General features: G+C 68.6%; 14 protein-coding genes. 1 reads left to right on the top strand and 13 read right to left on the bottom strand.

Annotated features, from left to right (window positions below):
• Positions 1-118: 118 nt before the first annotated feature.
• The 10 genes from hisIE to hisS form a co-directional block, all read right to left on the bottom strand.
• The gene (gene hisIE, locus ACSDHM_RS07740; protein WP_111007965.1) at positions 119-739 is read right to left on the bottom strand and encodes a bifunctional phosphoribosyl-AMP cyclohydrolase/phosphoribosyl-ATP diphosphatase HisIE; all 621 of its coding nucleotides are present in this window, start codon (positions 737-739) and stop codon (positions 119-121) included.
• The gene (gene hisF / locus ACSDHM_RS07735; protein ID WP_046985961.1) at positions 729-1,505 is read right to left on the bottom strand and encodes an imidazole glycerol phosphate synthase subunit HisF; all 777 of its coding nucleotides are present in this window, start codon (positions 1,503-1,505) and stop codon (positions 729-731) included. The genes hisIE and hisF overlap by 11 nt, the downstream gene beginning before the upstream one ends.
• Positions 1,499-2,233: a 1-(5-phosphoribosyl)-5-[(5-phosphoribosylamino)methylideneamino]imidazole-4-carboxamide isomerase gene (gene hisA, locus ACSDHM_RS07730; protein ID WP_072169070.1), complete on the bottom strand. Its 735-nt coding sequence runs from the start codon at positions 2,231-2,233 to the stop codon at positions 1,499-1,501. The genes hisF and hisA overlap by 7 nt, the downstream gene beginning before the upstream one ends.
• A complete protein-coding gene (gene hisH, locus ACSDHM_RS07725; protein WP_072169069.1) occupies positions 2,230-2,832 on the bottom strand; it encodes an imidazole glycerol phosphate synthase subunit HisH in 603 nt (200 codons plus the stop codon). Before hisH ends, hisA begins: the two co-directional genes overlap by 4 nt.
• Positions 2,829-3,902, bottom strand: coding sequence for a bifunctional histidinol-phosphatase/imidazoleglycerol-phosphate dehydratase HisB (gene hisB / locus ACSDHM_RS07720; RefSeq protein ID WP_088497318.1), 1,074 nt, complete (start codon positions 3,900-3,902; stop codon positions 2,829-2,831). Before hisB ends, hisH begins: the two co-directional genes overlap by 4 nt.
• Positions 3,899-4,993, bottom strand: a complete 1,095-nt coding sequence (gene hisC / locus ACSDHM_RS07715; RefSeq protein WP_088497317.1) for a histidinol-phosphate transaminase — start codon at positions 4,991-4,993, stop codon at positions 3,899-3,901. Before hisC ends, hisB begins: the two co-directional genes overlap by 4 nt.
• Entirely contained in the window at positions 4,990-6,285 is a 1,296-nt protein-coding gene (hisD, locus tag ACSDHM_RS07710; protein ID WP_439426839.1) for a histidinol dehydrogenase, read from the bottom strand. The genes hisC and hisD overlap by 4 nt, the downstream gene beginning before the upstream one ends.
• A complete protein-coding gene (gene hisG, locus ACSDHM_RS07705; RefSeq protein ID WP_049438529.1) occupies positions 6,282-7,193 on the bottom strand; it encodes an ATP phosphoribosyltransferase in 912 nt (303 codons plus the stop codon). Before hisG ends, hisD begins: the two co-directional genes overlap by 4 nt.
• 34 nt (positions 7,194-7,227) lie before the next feature.
• Positions 7,228-7,536, bottom strand: a complete 309-nt coding sequence (locus ACSDHM_RS07700; protein WP_088497315.1) for a YerC/YecD family TrpR-related protein — start codon at positions 7,534-7,536, stop codon at positions 7,228-7,230.
• 440 nt (positions 7,537-7,976) lie between these two features.
• Positions 7,977-9,371, bottom strand: a complete 1,395-nt coding sequence (hisS, locus tag ACSDHM_RS07695; protein WP_072169064.1) for a histidine--tRNA ligase — start codon at positions 9,369-9,371, stop codon at positions 7,977-7,979.
• 127 nt (positions 9,372-9,498) lie between these two features.
• On the opposite strand from hisS, the gene ACSDHM_RS07690 reads away from it, so the two are divergent.
• Positions 9,499-10,251 carry a Crp/Fnr family transcriptional regulator gene (locus tag ACSDHM_RS07690; protein WP_005416324.1) on the top strand — a complete coding sequence of 251 codons (753 nt, stop codon included), beginning with the start codon at positions 9,499-9,501 and terminating at the stop codon, positions 10,249-10,251.
• 57 nt (positions 10,252-10,308) lie between these two features.
• On the opposite strand, the gene thrC is transcribed toward ACSDHM_RS07690, so the two are convergent.
• Genes thrC through thrA form a run of 3 tightly spaced genes read right to left on the bottom strand, consistent with a single transcriptional unit; the run spans position 10,309 to position 15,040 of the window.
• A complete protein-coding gene (gene thrC, locus ACSDHM_RS07685) occupies positions 10,309-11,595 on the bottom strand; it encodes a threonine synthase (protein WP_072169063.1) in 1,287 nt (428 codons plus the stop codon).
• A gap of 29 nt (positions 11,596-11,624) precedes the next feature.
• Positions 11,625-12,539: a homoserine kinase gene (locus ACSDHM_RS07680; RefSeq protein ID WP_072169062.1), complete on the bottom strand. Its 915-nt coding sequence runs from the start codon at positions 12,537-12,539 to the stop codon at positions 11,625-11,627.
• Entirely contained in the window at positions 12,536-15,040 is a 2,505-nt protein-coding gene (thrA, locus tag ACSDHM_RS07675; protein WP_072169061.1) for a bifunctional aspartate kinase/homoserine dehydrogenase I, read from the bottom strand. Before thrA ends, ACSDHM_RS07680 begins: the two co-directional genes overlap by 4 nt.
• Between the last annotated feature and the right edge of the window lie 9 nt (positions 15,041-15,049).

Raw genomic sequence — 15,049 nt, 5'->3', positions numbered from 1 at the left:
TTGTAGAGCCGAGCGATGCCCGCCTGCATTTCCAGCGGGTAGTGCCGGCCGCTGGCCGGCAGCCCCTCGATGCCCGAAGATGATGAGGTTGCCGGCCAGCGGCCGGCACTACCACGCTTCAACGATGGCGTTTTTCCAGCACCGCCCGCGCATCGTCCAGCGACAGACCGCGCGCGCGCAGCAGTACCAGCAGGTGGTACAGCAGGTCCGAAGCCTCACCGAGCAGCGCCTCGTCATCCTGCGCAACCGCCGCCAGCGCGGTCTCCACCCCCTCCTCACCCACCTTCTGTGCGATGCGGCGGATGCCGCCCTCGAACAGGCGGGTCGTATAGCTGCCCGGTGGGCGCTGCGCCTCACGCATCGCGACCAACTGGCCCAGCCCGCCCAGGAAGTCCTTCGGCGCCTGGTCGAAACAGCTCTCCGCACCCGTGTGGCAGGTCGGCCCGGCCGGCCGTGCCATCACCAGCAGCGTGTCGGCGTCACAGTCGACGCTGATCGATTGCACCACCAGCACGTTGCCGGACTGCTCGCCCTTGGTCCACAACCGCTGCTTGCTGCGGCTGAAGAACGTCATGTGGCCGACGGCCAGCGTGGCCGCCAGCGATCCTGCGCTGACATAGCCCAGCATCAGCACCTGCAGCGTATCGGCATCCTGCACCACGGCCGGCAGCAGGCCGTCACCCTTGCCCCAGTCCAGTGCCTGCAATGCGTCCAACGAAGGCCTGACTTCAATAGACATCCCGCACCTCGATCTGCTGTCCGCGCAGGTAGCGCTTCAATTCCGGAATGGCGATGGCGCCGCTGTGGAACACGCTCGCCGCCAGCGCACCATCGACGTCGGCCTGGTCAAAGGCTTCGGCGAAGTGCTCCATCGCACCGGCGCCACCGGAGGCGATCAGTGGCACCTGGCACAGTGCCCGCGCCTGCTGCAACTGTGCGACATCGTAGCCGCGGCGCACGCCATCGCTGTCCATGCAGTTCAGCACGATCTCACCGGCGCCCCGACGTTGCGCCTCGACAATCCAGTCAAGGGTGCGCAGTGGCACCGCCTGGGTCTTGTCCGGGTCTCCGCTGAAGCGGCGCACCCGCCATTGGCCATCCGCTTCGCGCACCGAATCGACACCGACCACCACGCATTGCACGCCGAACTCGTCGGCCAGTTCAGTGATCAGTTCCGGGCGGCCCAGCGCGGGGGAGTTGATCGACACCTTGTCGGCACCGGCGAACAACACGCGACGCGCGGTTTCCACGCTGTCGATGCCCCCGGCCACGCAGAACGGAATGTCGATCAGCCGCGCGATGCGCTCGATCCAGGCAACGTCGACCGAACGCGCCTCGGGGCTGGCGCCGATGTCATAGAACACCAGCTCGTCCGCCCCTTGGTCGCGATAGCGCTGCGCCAACTCAGCGATGTCGCCCATGTCGACGTGGTCGCGGAAGCGCACGCCCTTGACCACGCGGCCATCGCGCACGTCGAGGCAGGGAATGATGCGGCGGCTCAACATGCCAGCGCCTCCGCCAGGTCCATGCGCTGCTCCAGCAGGGCCTTGCCGAGAATCGCACCACCGCAGCCGGCGGCACGCGCCTCGGCCACATCGGCCACGTCACGGATGCCGCCGGACGCCTGCACCGCCACCCCCGGCAGCAAGGCCGACAGGTGCTGGTAGAGGCCGATATTGGGCCCGGCCAGCATGCCGTCGCGGGCGATGTCGGTGCACAAGAGATGGCGCATGCCGGCGCGCGCGTAGCGCTGGGCCAGGTCATCCAGGGTCACCCCGGCGTTCTCGGTCCAGCCGTGCACCGGCAGCTGCCACTGCCCCTGTGCGTCCTGGCGCGCGTCCAGCGCAATCGTGATGCGCTCGGCGCCGAATTCCTCCAGCCAGCCGACCACTTCATCGGGACGACGCACCGCCAGCGAACCGACCACCACGCGGCCGGCACCAGCATCAAGGATGCGCGCCACATCGTCGCGGCCACGCACGCCACCACCGGTCTGCACCTGCAGCGGCGCCTGCGCGCGGATCGCCGCCAGCAGCGGCGCCAGCGTATAGCCACCAGCGCGTGCAGCATCCAGGTCGACCAGATGCATCCACTGCGCGCCCTGCGCGGCGAACGCCTGCGCGCGCGGCAGCGGATCGTCGCCGTAGGAGGTTTCCTGCGCGTAGTCGCCCTGGCGCAGCCGCACCACGCGGCCATCGCGGATATCCAGCGCGGGGTAGACGATGAAACTCATGCAGCAGTGCCCTCGAGGAAATTGCGCAGCATCAGCGAGCCGGTTTCGCCGGAACGTTCGGGATGGAACTGCGCGCCGTAGTAACGCCCCTGCTCCACCACGGCGGTGAACAGCCCGCCGTGGTCGCAGGCAGCGACGGTGTGGGTATTCAAGGGTGCCGCATAGCTGTGTACGAAGTAGGCGCTGGCGCGTTCCGGCACACCCTGCAACAGCAGCGACTCACGTAGCGGCAGCAGGCGGTTCCAGCCCATGTGCGGCACGCGGATGCCACAGGCCGGCACCAGCTTGCGCACCACGCCCGGAATCAGTCCCAGTGTCTCTACGCCCGCTTCCTCGGAGCGTTCGAACAGCAACTGCATGCCAAGACAGATGCCCATCAGCGGCACCTCCAGCCGCTGCAACGGCTCCACCAGGCCCTGCGCGTGCAATCGCTGCATGCCGGGACTGGCGGCGCCGACGCCGGGCAGGATCACCCGCCGCGCCCCCACCAGGCCGTCCGCGTCGCGCACCAGCCGCACCGTCGCGCCCAGGCGCTCCAGTGCGTAGCGCACCGAGCCCAGGTTGGCACCTCCGGCATCGATCAGCGCGACGTCGCTCACAATGCCCCCTTGGTGCTCGGCAGTGCCGTGCCCTGCCGGGCCAGCGCCGGGCGCAGTGCGCGCGCCAGCGCCTTGAAGCAGGCCTCCACCTTGTGGTGATCGTTGTCGCCGCGTACCTGCAGGTTGAGGTTCAGGCCACTGGCATCGCACAGCGAACGGAAGAAGTGCGGCACCAGCTCGGTCGGCATGTCGCCCACCCGCTCGCGCTTGAACTCGCCCTCGAACACGAAGTACGGGCGGCCGCTGAAGTCCAGCGCGGCGCTGGCCAGGGTCTCGTCCATCGGCAGGGTGAAGCCGTAGCGGCCGATGCCGCGCTTGTCGCCCAGCGCCTCGCGCAGGGCCTGGCCCAGGGCCAGCCCGGTGTCCTCGATGGTGTGGTGCTCATCGATGTGCAGGTCACCCTCGGCCTGGATATCGAGGGCGAAGCCGCCGTGCTTGCCGATCTGTTCGAGCATGTGGTCGAAGAACGGCAGGCCGGTGGCGATGCGCGCATCACCGGCGCGATCCAGGTCCAGCTCAACGCGGATCTTCGTTTCTTTGGTGTTGCGCTGGACCACGGCGGTGCGCGGCGCGTCGGCCAGCGCGTGCGCGATGCCCGGCCAGTCCCATTCGCCACCGAACTGTTCGGTACGCAACTGGAAGCCCCGGATGTTGAGGTTGTCGGCGAACTGCAGGTCGGTGATGCGGTCGCCAACCATGGCCGAGCGTGCCCAGTCGATGCTGCGGTCCTGCAGGTAGCCAGTCATCAGGCCGATGCCCGGCTTGCGGGTCGGCGCATTGTCCTGCGGCCAGCTGCAGTCGATCAGCACGTCACGGAAGGTGATGCCCTGGCTCTCGAAGATCTGCAGCATCAGGTCGTTGGGGCCATCGAAGCTGGCGCGTGGGTAGCTGTCGCTGCCCAGGCCGTCCTGGTTGGTGACGATCACGAACTGATAGCCGGCATCACGCAGCTTTAGCAGGGCCGGGATCACCTGCGGCACGAAGCGCAGCTTTTCGTAGGCGTCGATCTGGAAATCGGCCGGCTCCTCGATGAGGGTGCCGTCGCGATCGATGAACAGGATCGGGGTCATGCTGCGGCCCTCCGCGCCGACAGGGCCGCAAGCACGCGGTCGTTTTCTTCGGGGCTGCCGATGCTGATGCGCAGGGCATCGCCCAGCTGCGGCGCGGCGCGCTGGTCACGCACCACCACGCCCGCAGCCAGCAGCGTATCGAACGCGGCCTGGGCATCGGCGAAGCGGACCAGCAGGTAGTTGCCGGATGAGCGGTAGACGCGACGCACGCCGGGCAGGCCCAGCAGCGCCACGCGCAGGCGTTCGCGCTCGGCAATCACCGTGGCTACGCGTTCGGCGGTCCTGGCCAGCGTGGCGGGTTGCAGCGCCTGTACCGCCAGTTCCGCGCACGGCGTCGGCACCGGGTACGGCGCCTGGCAGCGGCGCAGCACAGCAATCAGCTCCGGGGCGGCCATCAGGGTGCCGATACGGGCAGCAGCCAGCGCGTGCGCCTTGGACAAGGTGCGCAGTACCGCCAGGTTGGCGTGTGCGGCCAGAAGCGTGGTGGCCGATGCGCGCCCTGCGTACTCCACATAGGCCTCGTCCACCACCACCAGCGCCTGCCCGCGCAGCGCAACCGCCACACGCTCGACCTCTTCCAAGGCGATGTCACTGCCGGCCGGGTTCGACGGTGCGCACAGGAACACCAGCTTGGCACCCTGCGCCTTGGCCGCATCGATCACCGCATCCAGATCGGCGCGCAGGCCATCCTCGCTGTCCACCAGCGGCACTTCAATCAATGCGGCACCCTGCAGGCGCGCGCAGACGGCGTACATGCCGAACACCGGCGGCGTGACCAGCACGCCATCGCGACCCGGCACGCACAGCGCGCGTACCAGCAGATCAATGGCCTCGTCGCTGCCGCGGCCGACCAGCAGCTGCTGCGGCGTCACGCCGTACAGCGCCGCCAAGCCTTCGCGCAACGCCAACGGTTGCGGCTCCGGATAGCGCCGGCTGCTGCCAGCCGCATCGGCCGGATTGGCCCAGGCCGACTCGTTGGCGTTCAACCAGACCTCGCCCTGCACCGCCGCACTGCGTGCCGAGCTGTAGCCGGCGAACGCCTGCAGATCCGGGCGTACCAGCGCCAGCACATCCTCGATAGCCGCGCTCATGCCGCCACCTCCATGCGCAATGCCACCGCACGCTCGTGGGCATCCAGGCCTTCGGCGCTGGCGATGATGCGCGCGCAGCCGCCGATCGCGGCCAGGCCGGCGGCACTGGCGCTCTGCACGCTGATCAGGTTCTGGAAGCTGGCAACACTCACGCCGCTGTAGGCACGTGCGGCACCGGCGGTGGGCAGTACGTGGTTGGTGCCGCTGCAGTAGTCACCCAGTGCTTCGGGGGTGTAATCACCCAGGAACACCGAGCCGGCCGCCTGCACCTTGTCCAGCCACGCACGCGGATCACGCAGCGCCAGGATCAGGTGCTCCGGCGCATAGCGGTTGCTGATCGCGAAGGCCTCGTCCAACGAATCAACCTGGATCAGGCGCGACGCTGACAGCGCCTGGCGCGCAATCTGCTCGCGCGGCAGCAGGGCCACCTGGCGCTCGACGTCAGCCTCGACCGCCGCCAGCATCCCGGCATCGTCGGTCAGCAGCAGCACCTGCGAATCCGGGCCGTGTTCGGCCTGCGACAGCAGGTCGGCGGCCACGAACGCCGGATTGGCACCGGCATCGGCAATCACCAGCACCTCCGAAGGACCGGCCGGCATGTCGATGGCGGCGGCGCCCTCCTGTGCGACCTGCTGCTTCGCTTCGGTCACGAAGCTGTTGCCCGGCCCGAACAGCTTGTCGCAGGCGGGAATGCTGGCGGTGCCATAGGCCATCGCGGCGATCGCCTGCGCGCCGCCCAGCTTGAACACGCGCTGCACGCCGGTCAGCCGCGCCGCCACCAGTACGGCCGGGTCTGCGCTGCCATCGGCTCGCGGCGGCGTGCACAGCACCACCTGCGGGCAGCCGGCCAGCTGTGCCGGAACGCCCAGCATCAGCGCGGTAGACGGCAGCGGCGCGCTGCCGGCCGGCACGTACAGGCCCACCCGCCCGATCGGACGCAGCATGCGTTCGCAGACCACGCCTGGTGCGGTTTCAACTGCGTATCCCTTGCCCATGCCGGCGGCGTGGAAGCGGGCGATGCGCTCGGCCGCGTCCACCATGGCCTGGCGCAGTTCGGCGGGGACAGCGGCTTCGGCCGCCGCGAACTCGGCTTCGCTCACTTCAAAGGACGACAGTTCGACACCATCGAAGCGTGCGGTGATCGCACGCAGCGCGTCGTCGCCCTGCGCGCGCACCTGTGCAATCAGCGTCGCCACCGCGTCGCGGGTCTGCTGCGCCACGGTCTGCACCGGGCGGGTCAATGCCGCGCTGCGCGCGGCCTCATCAAGTCGGGACCAGATCAGACGGTTCATGCCAGCGACCGCTCCACGCTCAGTACCATCAGGCCCTGCGCACCCGCGCGCTCGAGTTCCTCCATGCGCTGCCAGCTCAGCGGGCCAGGGCACATGGTCTGCAGGCGCAGCGCACCGCCATCGGCCGGCAACCGCACCAGCGGCTCGGCATCGGCCAGCAACTGCGCCAGCGCGTCGACGCGGTCCTCGCTGGCGCGGAACATCAGCAGCTTGCGGTCCTGGCGCTGCACCACGCCATCGAGTCGGCGCAGCAGCATCGCGCGCAGCGAAGCGCGTGCATCATCCGGCACTCGTACTGCACCGGCCAGCACCGCCTCGCTGTCGAGCAGGTTGTGTACCGGGGTCAACTGGTTGGCGCGCAGCGTGGCACCGCTCGAGACCAGATCACAGATCAGGTCGGCAGTGCCCAGGCGCGGGGCGATTTCCACCGAACCGGACAATTCGACCACCTGCGCGTCCACGCCCTGCTCCGCCAGCCACTGCGTGAGGATGGCCGGGTAGCTGGTGGCGATGCGGGTACCGGCCAGCTGCGCCGGACCCTGCCACTGCCATTCCTCCGGCACCGCCAGCATCAGCCGGCACTGGCCGAAGCCCAGCCCGCGCAGCGCCTGATAGGCGTCAGGCAGGCCGATCTGGCGGCGTGCCGCGGCCTGCTCGTCCAGTTCATTGCGGCCGACGATGCCGAGGTCGCAGACGCCGTCGGCGATCAGGCCGGGGATGTCGTCGTCGCGCACCAGCAGGAGGTCTACCGGCAGCGATTCACCGTAGCAGAACAACTTGTCACGGCTTTCGCGCCAGCTCAGGCCACAGGCGCTGAGCAGGTTGCGGGCGGGCTCGGCCAGCCGGCCACTCTTCTGGATGGCGATACGCAGCCGGTCTCGTGCCGGCGCTGCCTGGGTTGCACTCATGGGGGAGGTCTCGAAGTTCGGAACGGGGCGCGGATCAGCGCGAAGCAAGGCGGTCGATGGCGGCGGCATAGCCTCGATGGCCATGCTCGAGCGTGCGCGCCACCCGTCCGGTGGTGGTCACGCTCACGCCGGTGCGCTCGTGGATCTCGCGATACGGCACGCCCTGCTGCAGCAACGGCACCACTTTCCAGCGGTCGGCCATGGCTTCCAGTTCGGCCGGCGTGCACAGATCGCGCAGGAAGGCTTCCACCTGCTCCGGCTCGCGCAGGGCGGCAAACGCCAGGGCCAGGGCTTCCAGGTCGGCCTTCGGGTCTTTGGCGGCAATCTCGGGGCGGGCTTTCACGGGGCTGTTTCCATGCATCAATGTAATAGCGCGTTAGTACATTAGCGCATTCTTGCGCAGTGCGTCAAATCGTCAGTTGGGGTACGGCAGGGCTGCTGCCCTGCACCCGCAGAGGCAAGAGCCAGAGCAACAGCAAAGCTGGTTTCCGAGGGTTGGCGGGATGGATCCGCTTGAGGGGGGCGCTGCAAGTACCCCTCCGGGGCCCGGCCCAGCCGCTGGCGGCTGGGCGTTCGGGCGCTTGCGAAGCAGTGCTTCGCAAGCAAAGCGCCCTCACCCATGTAAGCTCGGTCGCCGCATTTATGCGGCTCACGCCCCCTCAACCGGACCCACCCCGCCTTCGACGGTTGGCCGCGAGCTGTCGGGACGGCCGGGGCCCGGAAACGAAAACGCCCACCGGTTGGTGGGCGTTTCCTTGAAGTGTTGCATGCTGCCAGTGGCCGTTACATCACCTTGGACTGCTCCAGCTCCACCTGCAAAGTGCTCGCCAGCTCATCGCGGGAGACTTCAAACTGCTGCTCGCGCACCAGGTCCTTCACCGCCACCACGCCGCGCGCCAGCTCGTCCTCACCGGCCAGCACCACGAAGCGGATGCCCGCCTTGGCGGCATACTGGAACTGCTTGCCGATCTTCTTCGGCTCCATCTGCACTTCGGTATTGATGCCACCGGCGCGCAGGCGGCGGGCGATGTCCAGCGACTGCGGCATGCCCTGCTCGTCCATCAGCGCCACCAGCGCCTGCACGCTGCTGGCCTCGATGCCATCGATCAGGCCGGCCTCGCGCAGCTGCCAGAACAGGCGCGACAGGCCGATGGAAATGCCCACGCCCGGCAACTTGGACTTGCTGTAGTGGCTGGCCAGGTCTTCGTAGCGGCCGCCCGAACAGATCGAGCCGATCTGCGGATGGTCGGTCAACGTGGTCTCGTAGACGGTGCCGGTGTAATAGTCCAGGCCGCGCGCGATGGAGAAATTCAGGCAGTACGCGCTCTCCGGCACACCCAGCGCCTGCACCAGCTGCAGCACTTCGCGCAGCTCGGCCACGCCGGTGCGCAGGATTTCCGAAGAGCCGCCGTCGGCTTCAAGCGTGGCCAGCTGCGCCAGCGCATCGGCATGGCCCTGCGAACGCACGGCCACAAAGGCCAGGATCTTCTCGACCTGCTCGCCCGGGATGTTGAAGCCCTCGCCCACCAGCGTCTCGCGCACGTAATCGGCGCCGCGCTTGTCCAGCTTGTCCACTTCACGCAGCACCGCCAGCTGGCGCTCGCCTTCGGCCACGCCCAGGCTCTCGAAGAAGCCGCGCATGAGCTTGCGGTTGTTCAGCTGGATGCTGAAGTCACCGATGCGCAGTTCCGAGAACACGGCGTGGATGACCGCCAGCACTTCGGCATCATAGCGAACGCTCAGGCTGTCCTTGCCGATCACGTCGATGTCGCACTGGTAGAACTCGCGGAAACGGCCGCGCTGAGCACGCTCGCCGCGGTAAACGCGCTGCATCTGGTAGCGACGGAACGGGAAGGTGAGTTCGTGTTCGTGCTCGGCCACGTAGCGTGCCAGCGGCACGGTCAGGTCGAAGCGCAGCGCCATCTCCGGCAGCGAACGGTCGCCCGATTCGGCCGCATTGGCCAGCGCACCGGTGGACTGCACGAAGTACACCTGGCGCTCGGTCTCGCCGCCGGACTTGGTCAGCAGCACGTCGGACAGCTCGAACACCGGCGTCTCCACCGGCAGGAACCCGAAGCGCTCGTAGTTGCGGCGGATCACGTCCAGCATGCGCTGGAACGCAATCTGCTCGCGCGGCAGCAGTTCAAGGGTGCCGGGCGGGGTACGGGGCTTGATCACGGGCGGAACTCCTGCTGGAACGGGACGTGGGAGGGGGCGACATTCTAGCGCCCCCGCCTCGGGCAGGGTCGAACGGCCGCTTGAAGTATCATAAGGCCCTCCCCCGCCCGCGATACGCCCCCGCAACATGTCACGGCCTTCCGGCGCTCCGCCCGCCACCAACGATCCCGCCTCGCCGTCCTGCACCACGCTGGACTGCCTGCACTGCTCGGTTCGCCACCTTGCGGTGTGCTCGGCGCTGTCGCCCGATGAAGTGCAGGCGCTGGAACAGGTCACCGTTTCGCAGCAGGTCAGCATGGGCAGCACGCTGGCCCGCACGGGTGAAGAACGCGACCATGTCTATACATTGACTGCCGGCGCACTGCGCCTGGTACGCACCCTGGCCGACGGCCGCCGCCAGATCAACGGCTTCGTGCTGCCCGGCGACTACCTGGGCCTGAGCGGCAGCGACCATCACCGCTACGACATCGAAGCCATCGCCGACAGCCGTGTCTGCCGCGTCGCGCTGCCACAGATGAAGGCGCTCCGCAGCCGCTTCCCGCACCTGGAGCGCAAGCTGCTGCAGCGTGCCTGCCAGGAACTGGATGCCGCGCAGGACGCTGCACTGGCGCTGGCACGCCTGCAGCCGGCCGAGAAGCTGGCTGATTTCCTGCTGCGCCTGGCCGCGCGTGAAGCCAGGCTGGGCGGCGACGGCCTGCGCGTGTCGCTGCCGATGGGCCGAGGCGACATCGCCGACCATCTGGGCCTGACCATGGAAACGGTCAGCCGCACCTTCACCAAGCTGCGCCAGCAAGGGCTGATTGCCCTGCCCCACCTGAACGTAGTGGAGATCCTCGACGAGGACGGGCTGCGCACGCTGGCCGGTGAAGGGTTGATCTGACCGCACTGCGGTTGCTGGGATTGCCGGCCAGCGGCCGGCAATCCCATCCATCTCCGATCAACGCAACAACACCTCGCGCAACGCCGCGTAATCGGCGGCCAACGGTTCGGCGTGCGCCGCCCGTTGCAACAACGCATCCAATGCCGGCGGCACGGCCACAGGTTCGCCGATCAACGGCTCGACCACGGCCTCGAACTTGGCCGGATGCGCGGTGGCCACCACCGCCCAGTCGCCCTTGGCACCACGGGCGCGCAGGTCCTGCAGCACCTTCACCGCCGTAGCCGTATGCGGGCAGAACAGCTCGCCCCTGCTGGCATGCGCGGCGGCAATGGTGGCCCGGATGGTCACGTCATCCACCGCAAACGCCCGGAAGGCAGCACGCAGTTCGGCATCGTCACCCTGGTAGAGCCAGCGCAGGCGCTCGAAGTTGCTGGGCGCCCCCACATCCATGGCATTGGCCACGGTCGCCACGCTGGCCTGCGGGTGGTACTCGCCACCGTTGAAGTACGCCGGCAATACGGCGTTGGCATTGGTGGCCAGCACGATCTGTCCGATCGGCACGCCCAGCGCGCGCGCCAGCACTGCGGCCATTGCGTTGCCCAGGTTGCCGGTCGGTACCACCAGGTTGAGCCGGCGACGATGCAACGCGTAGTGGCTCAGTGCCGTATGTGCGTAGTAACTCATCTGCGGCAGCAGGCGACCGAGGCTGATGCTGTTGGCCGAGCTCAGCGGCACCTGTGCCTGCAGTTCGCGGTCGGCCAGCGCCTGCTTGACCATGGCCTGGCAGTCGTCGAAGGCACCGGCCACGCACAGCGCCTGGATGTTGTCACCGAAGCAGCCGAGCTGGTGCGCCTGGCGCGGTGACACGCGGCCATCCGGATACAGCACCACCACGCGTACGCCTGGCTGGCGATGGAAGGCCGCGGCAACGGCGGCGCCGGTATCGCCAGAGGTGGCGACGACGATGGTCAGTTCGCGGTCCTTGCCGGCCTGCAGCCGCGACAGCGTACCGGCCAGGAAACGCGCACCAATGTCCTTGAACGCCGCCGTCGGTCCATGGAACAGTTCCAGCACGTGGTCACCGTCACCGAGCGCGCGCAGCGGCACCGGGAAGTCGAACGCCTCGCGGCAGATCGACGGTAATGCGGCCTCCAGCGCATCCCCGGCGAAGAACGGTGCCAGCAGGTCTGCAGCGGTATCGGCCAGGGTCGCACCGGCTTCCAGCTCACGTGGCGCCGGCAGTGCCTGGGGCACGTACAGGCCACCATCGGGTGCCAAGCCTGCAGCGATGGCCGCGCTGAGGCCAACGGCCGGGGACCGGCCGCGGGTCGAAACGAATTGCATGGGTTCAGTATCCAAAGAGGGAGAAGGATTCAGCACAGCCGGGCTCCCGGCGCATCCAGCGGCGACACCCAGGCATCGCTGTCGAAGCCGGCAGCAGCGAATGCGGCCTGCACCGGCGCCGCGGCAGCGTGGGCCTGGTCGGCATCTTCGAACCAGGCGAATACGCTGGGGCCGGCACCGGAGATGCCCGCGCCCATTGCACGGGCTGACAACGCCGCATCGCGAGCCATCTCGAAGCCGCCGATCAGACCCGCCCGTCGCGGCTCCACCAGCACATCGCGCAGGCCAGCGCGCACCAGCGCCGCGTCGCTGCGATGGCAGCCGCTGAGCACCAGCGCAAGATTCGCACTCTGCGCCACGAATTCACCCAGCGCATAGCTGCCTTGCAGCGCCTGGCGTGCCAGACGGGTTTCCAGCACCGCGTGCGGGTGCACCAGCAGGCTGTGCCAACTGGCTGGCACAGGGATCGTCAGCAGGCGGTCAGCCGTGCACAACGCCAGCCCGCCGAGCAGCAGCGGCCCCACGTTGTCACCATGGCGGCCCCCACTGGCCACGGCCTCGCCATCCAGTGCAAACGGGTACAGCGCCTCGCGCGAGAGCGGCGCATCCAGCAATGCATTGGCAGCAACCAGCGCAGCGACGGACGAGGCTGCCGAGCCCCCCATGCCGGAGCCGAATGGAATGCCCTTGTCGATCTCCACCGCGAAGCCGAAGTGCAGGCCCAGCCCTGCGCGCAGCGACATCAACGCCGCACCTGCCGTGTTTCCGGCCGCCTCCAGCGGCAGTTCGACCGCACTGCCGCGGATCGCCTCGATGCGCACCACCGGCTCATCGATACGCCGCACGCTCACCGTATCGCCAACGCCTGCAATGGCATGCCCCAGTATGTCGAAGCCCACCGCCACATTGGCCACCGAGGCGGGCGCAAATGCACGTGCGATCACAGGCGTGCTCCCTCGCCAGCGGCTACCCGCAGCAGGTCGGCGAACACGCCCGCCGCCGTCACTTCCGGTCCAGCGCCCGGTCCCTGCACCACCAGCGGGTTGTCGCAGTAGCGGCGGGTACGGAACTGCACCACGTTGTCGGTCAGCCGCAGGTTGGCGAAGGCATGGTCGGCCGGCAGTTCCTGCAGGCCCACCGAGGCGCCGTCGGTGCCCAGCCGTGCCACGTAGCGCAGCACCGCGCCACGCGCCCGTGCATCCTGCAGGCGCTGCAGCAGGCTGGCGTCGGACTCGCCCAGCCGTGCCATGAAGTCATCCACGCTGCCGTCGCGCAGCAGTGCCGGCACCAGGCTTTCCACCTGTACCTGTTCCAGGCTGAGCGCGTGGCCGGCCTCGCGTGCAAGGATCACCAGCTTGCGTGCCACGTCCACACCGGACAGATCATCGCGCGGATCCGGCTCGGTATAGCCCATCGACCGCGCCTGCGCGACCAGCTGCGAGAACGGCTGGCTGCCATCGAAGCGGTTGAACAGCCAGGCCAGCGTGCCGGAGAAGATGCCCTCGATGGCCAGCACCTCGTCACCCGTATCGACCAGATCGCGCAGCGTGGTGATCACCGGCAGGCCCGCGCCCACCGTGGCCTCGTAGCGGAAGCGCGCACCACTGGCCGCTGCGGCGGCGCGGATGCGCTGGTAGCGCGGCAGCGGCCCGGCACCCGCCTGTTTGTTCGGGGTGACCACATGGATGCCTGCCGCCAGCCAGCCCTCGTAGCGCTCGGCCACCTCGGCACTGCCACTGCAGTCGATCACCACCGCATGCGGCAGGTGCGCAGCCAGCAGGTGCTCGGTGAAACGATCAAGATCGCTGGATTCACCCGCGTCCCGCAGGGCCTCGCGCCAGTCCGCATGCAGGCCGTCCACTTCCAGGCGCATGCGCGAACGCGAGGCCAGCGCACGCAGGCGAAGATCCACATTGGCCTTGGCCAGCAGCTGCGGGCGCGCGGCCAGCAACTGGTCCAGCAGTGCGGCGCCAACGTTGCCGGGCCCGATCACACCGACCGCGAAGGTCTGCGGCGACAGCCAGAAGCCTGCATGCGCCGCGCGCAACGCACGGGTGGCATCGGCACTATCCACGGCGACCGAGATGTTGCGTTCGGACGAGCCCTGCGCGATCGCCAGGATGTTCACCTGCGCACGCCCCAGTGCCTCGAACAGGCGCGCCGCCACACCTGGCTGCCCGGCCATGCCGTCACCGACCGCAGCCAGTACGCTGACGCCCTCACTGACCTGCACGCGCTGCACCTGTCCCGCTGACAGCTCGTGCGCAAATGCGTGCAGCAGTGCCTCGCGGCCGCGCGCAGCTTCGGCGGCGCGCACCACGCAGCAGATCGAATGTTCCGAGGAACCCTGCGAGATCATCACCACAGAGACCTGCGCCTGGCGCAGGGCGGCAAACACACGCTCGGCGGTACCCGGCACGCCGATCAGGCCAGTGCCCTCCAGGTTCAGCAGCGCCAGCCCGGGACTCAGGGTCAGGCCCTTCACCGGCCCGCGCGGCGAGCGCTCGGCGCTGATCCGCGTACCCGGATGCGCCGGCTGGAACGTATTGCGGATGAAGATCGGCAGGCCGAGTCGGATCGCCGGCGACATCGTCTGCGGATGCACCACCTTGGCGCCGAAGTACGCCAGTTCGCAGGCCTCGTCGTAGCTCAGCGCTTCCAGCTGCACCGCCTCGGGCACCAGCCGTGGGTCCGCCGACAGCACGCCATCGACATCGGTCCAGATGTGCAGCTCGTCAGCGTTGAACAGCGCGGCAAAGATCGCACCGGAATAGTCGCTGCCGTTGCGACCGAGGGTGGTGATGCGGTCATCGCGATCGCGTGCGACGAATCCGGTGGCAACCAGGCGCGACTGCGGATGCTGCAGGCGCCACTTGGCCAGGCGGTCGGCACTGGCTTCCCAGTCGACATCCACGCCGAGTTCGCCATGCCCGACCACCAGCACATCGCGCGCGTCGAGTACCGCGCAGTCTTCGCCCAGCGCGCGCAGATGCGTGCCGAGCAGCTGTGCGGAAAACACTTCGCCCAAGCCCTGCACACGGTCCAGCACCTCGCGCGGCAGCTCGCCGATCACTTCCAGCGCGGCCAGCACTTCGGCCAGCTGATCGAAGCGGGCGTCGATCCATTCGACCGTCTCGCCCACCTGCTCGCCCAGCAGCGCCACGGCAGCGCCGCGATGGCGTGCGCGCAGGGCATGCCAGGCCTCACGCCAGCCTCCATCGCCCTTGGCCGCCAGCTGGGCCAGTTCGATCAGCGCGTCGGTGACGCCCTTCATCGCCGAGACGACAGTGACCTGCAGCGATTCGGGACGGGCCAGCAACAGGCCGCCCACATGGCGATAGCGTTCGGCATCGGCCACCGAGGTGCCGCCGAACTTGTGCACGACGGTGAACGCGGCAGCCAGGTCGGCCGGGGCAACGGAATGAGCGGGGGCGTGGGGAGACATGCAGACCTC

This window comes from Stenotrophomonas sp. T8 (assembly GCF_051853085.1).
In the GTDB taxonomy this organism is placed as follows: Bacteria; Pseudomonadota; Gammaproteobacteria; order Xanthomonadales; family Xanthomonadaceae; genus Stenotrophomonas; species Stenotrophomonas sepilia.
Note: the sequence above shows the minus strand (reverse complement) of the source record. Positions and strands in the feature narration are given on the sequence as shown.

Excerpts from the sequence above, each read along its gene's own strand:
- ACSDHM_RS07690 (WP_005416324.1), top strand. The coding sequence starts at position 9,499 with ATGTCACGGCCTTCCGGCGCTCCGCCCGCCACCAACGATCCCGCCTCG.
- hisC (WP_088497317.1), bottom strand. The coding sequence starts at position 4,993 with ATGAGCGCGGCTATCGAGGATGTGCTGGCGCTGGTACGCCCGGATCTG.
- hisG (WP_049438529.1), bottom strand. The coding sequence starts at position 7,193 with ATGAGTGCAACCCAGGCAGCGCCGGCACGAGACCGGCTGCGTATCGCC.
- hisF (WP_046985961.1), bottom strand. The coding sequence starts at position 1,505 with ATGTTGAGCCGCCGCATCATTCCCTGCCTCGACGTGCGCGATGGCCGC.
- thrA (WP_072169061.1), bottom strand. The coding sequence starts at position 15,040 with ATGTCTCCCCACGCCCCCGCTCATTCCGTTGCCCCGGCCGACCTGGCT.
- thrC (WP_072169063.1), bottom strand. The coding sequence starts at position 11,595 with ATGCAATTCGTTTCGACCCGCGGCCGGTCCCCGGCCGTTGGCCTCAGC.
- hisD (WP_439426839.1), bottom strand. The coding sequence starts at position 6,285 with ATGAACCGTCTGATCTGGTCCCGACTTGATGAGGCCGCGCGCAGCGCG.
- hisA (WP_072169070.1), bottom strand. The coding sequence starts at position 2,233 with ATGAGTTTCATCGTCTACCCCGCGCTGGATATCCGCGATGGCCGCGTG.
- hisIE (WP_111007965.1), bottom strand. The coding sequence starts at position 739 with ATGTCTATTGAAGTCAGGCCTTCGTTGGACGCATTGCAGGCACTGGAC.
- hisB (WP_088497318.1), bottom strand. The coding sequence starts at position 3,902 with ATGACCCCGATCCTGTTCATCGATCGCGACGGCACCCTCATCGAGGAG.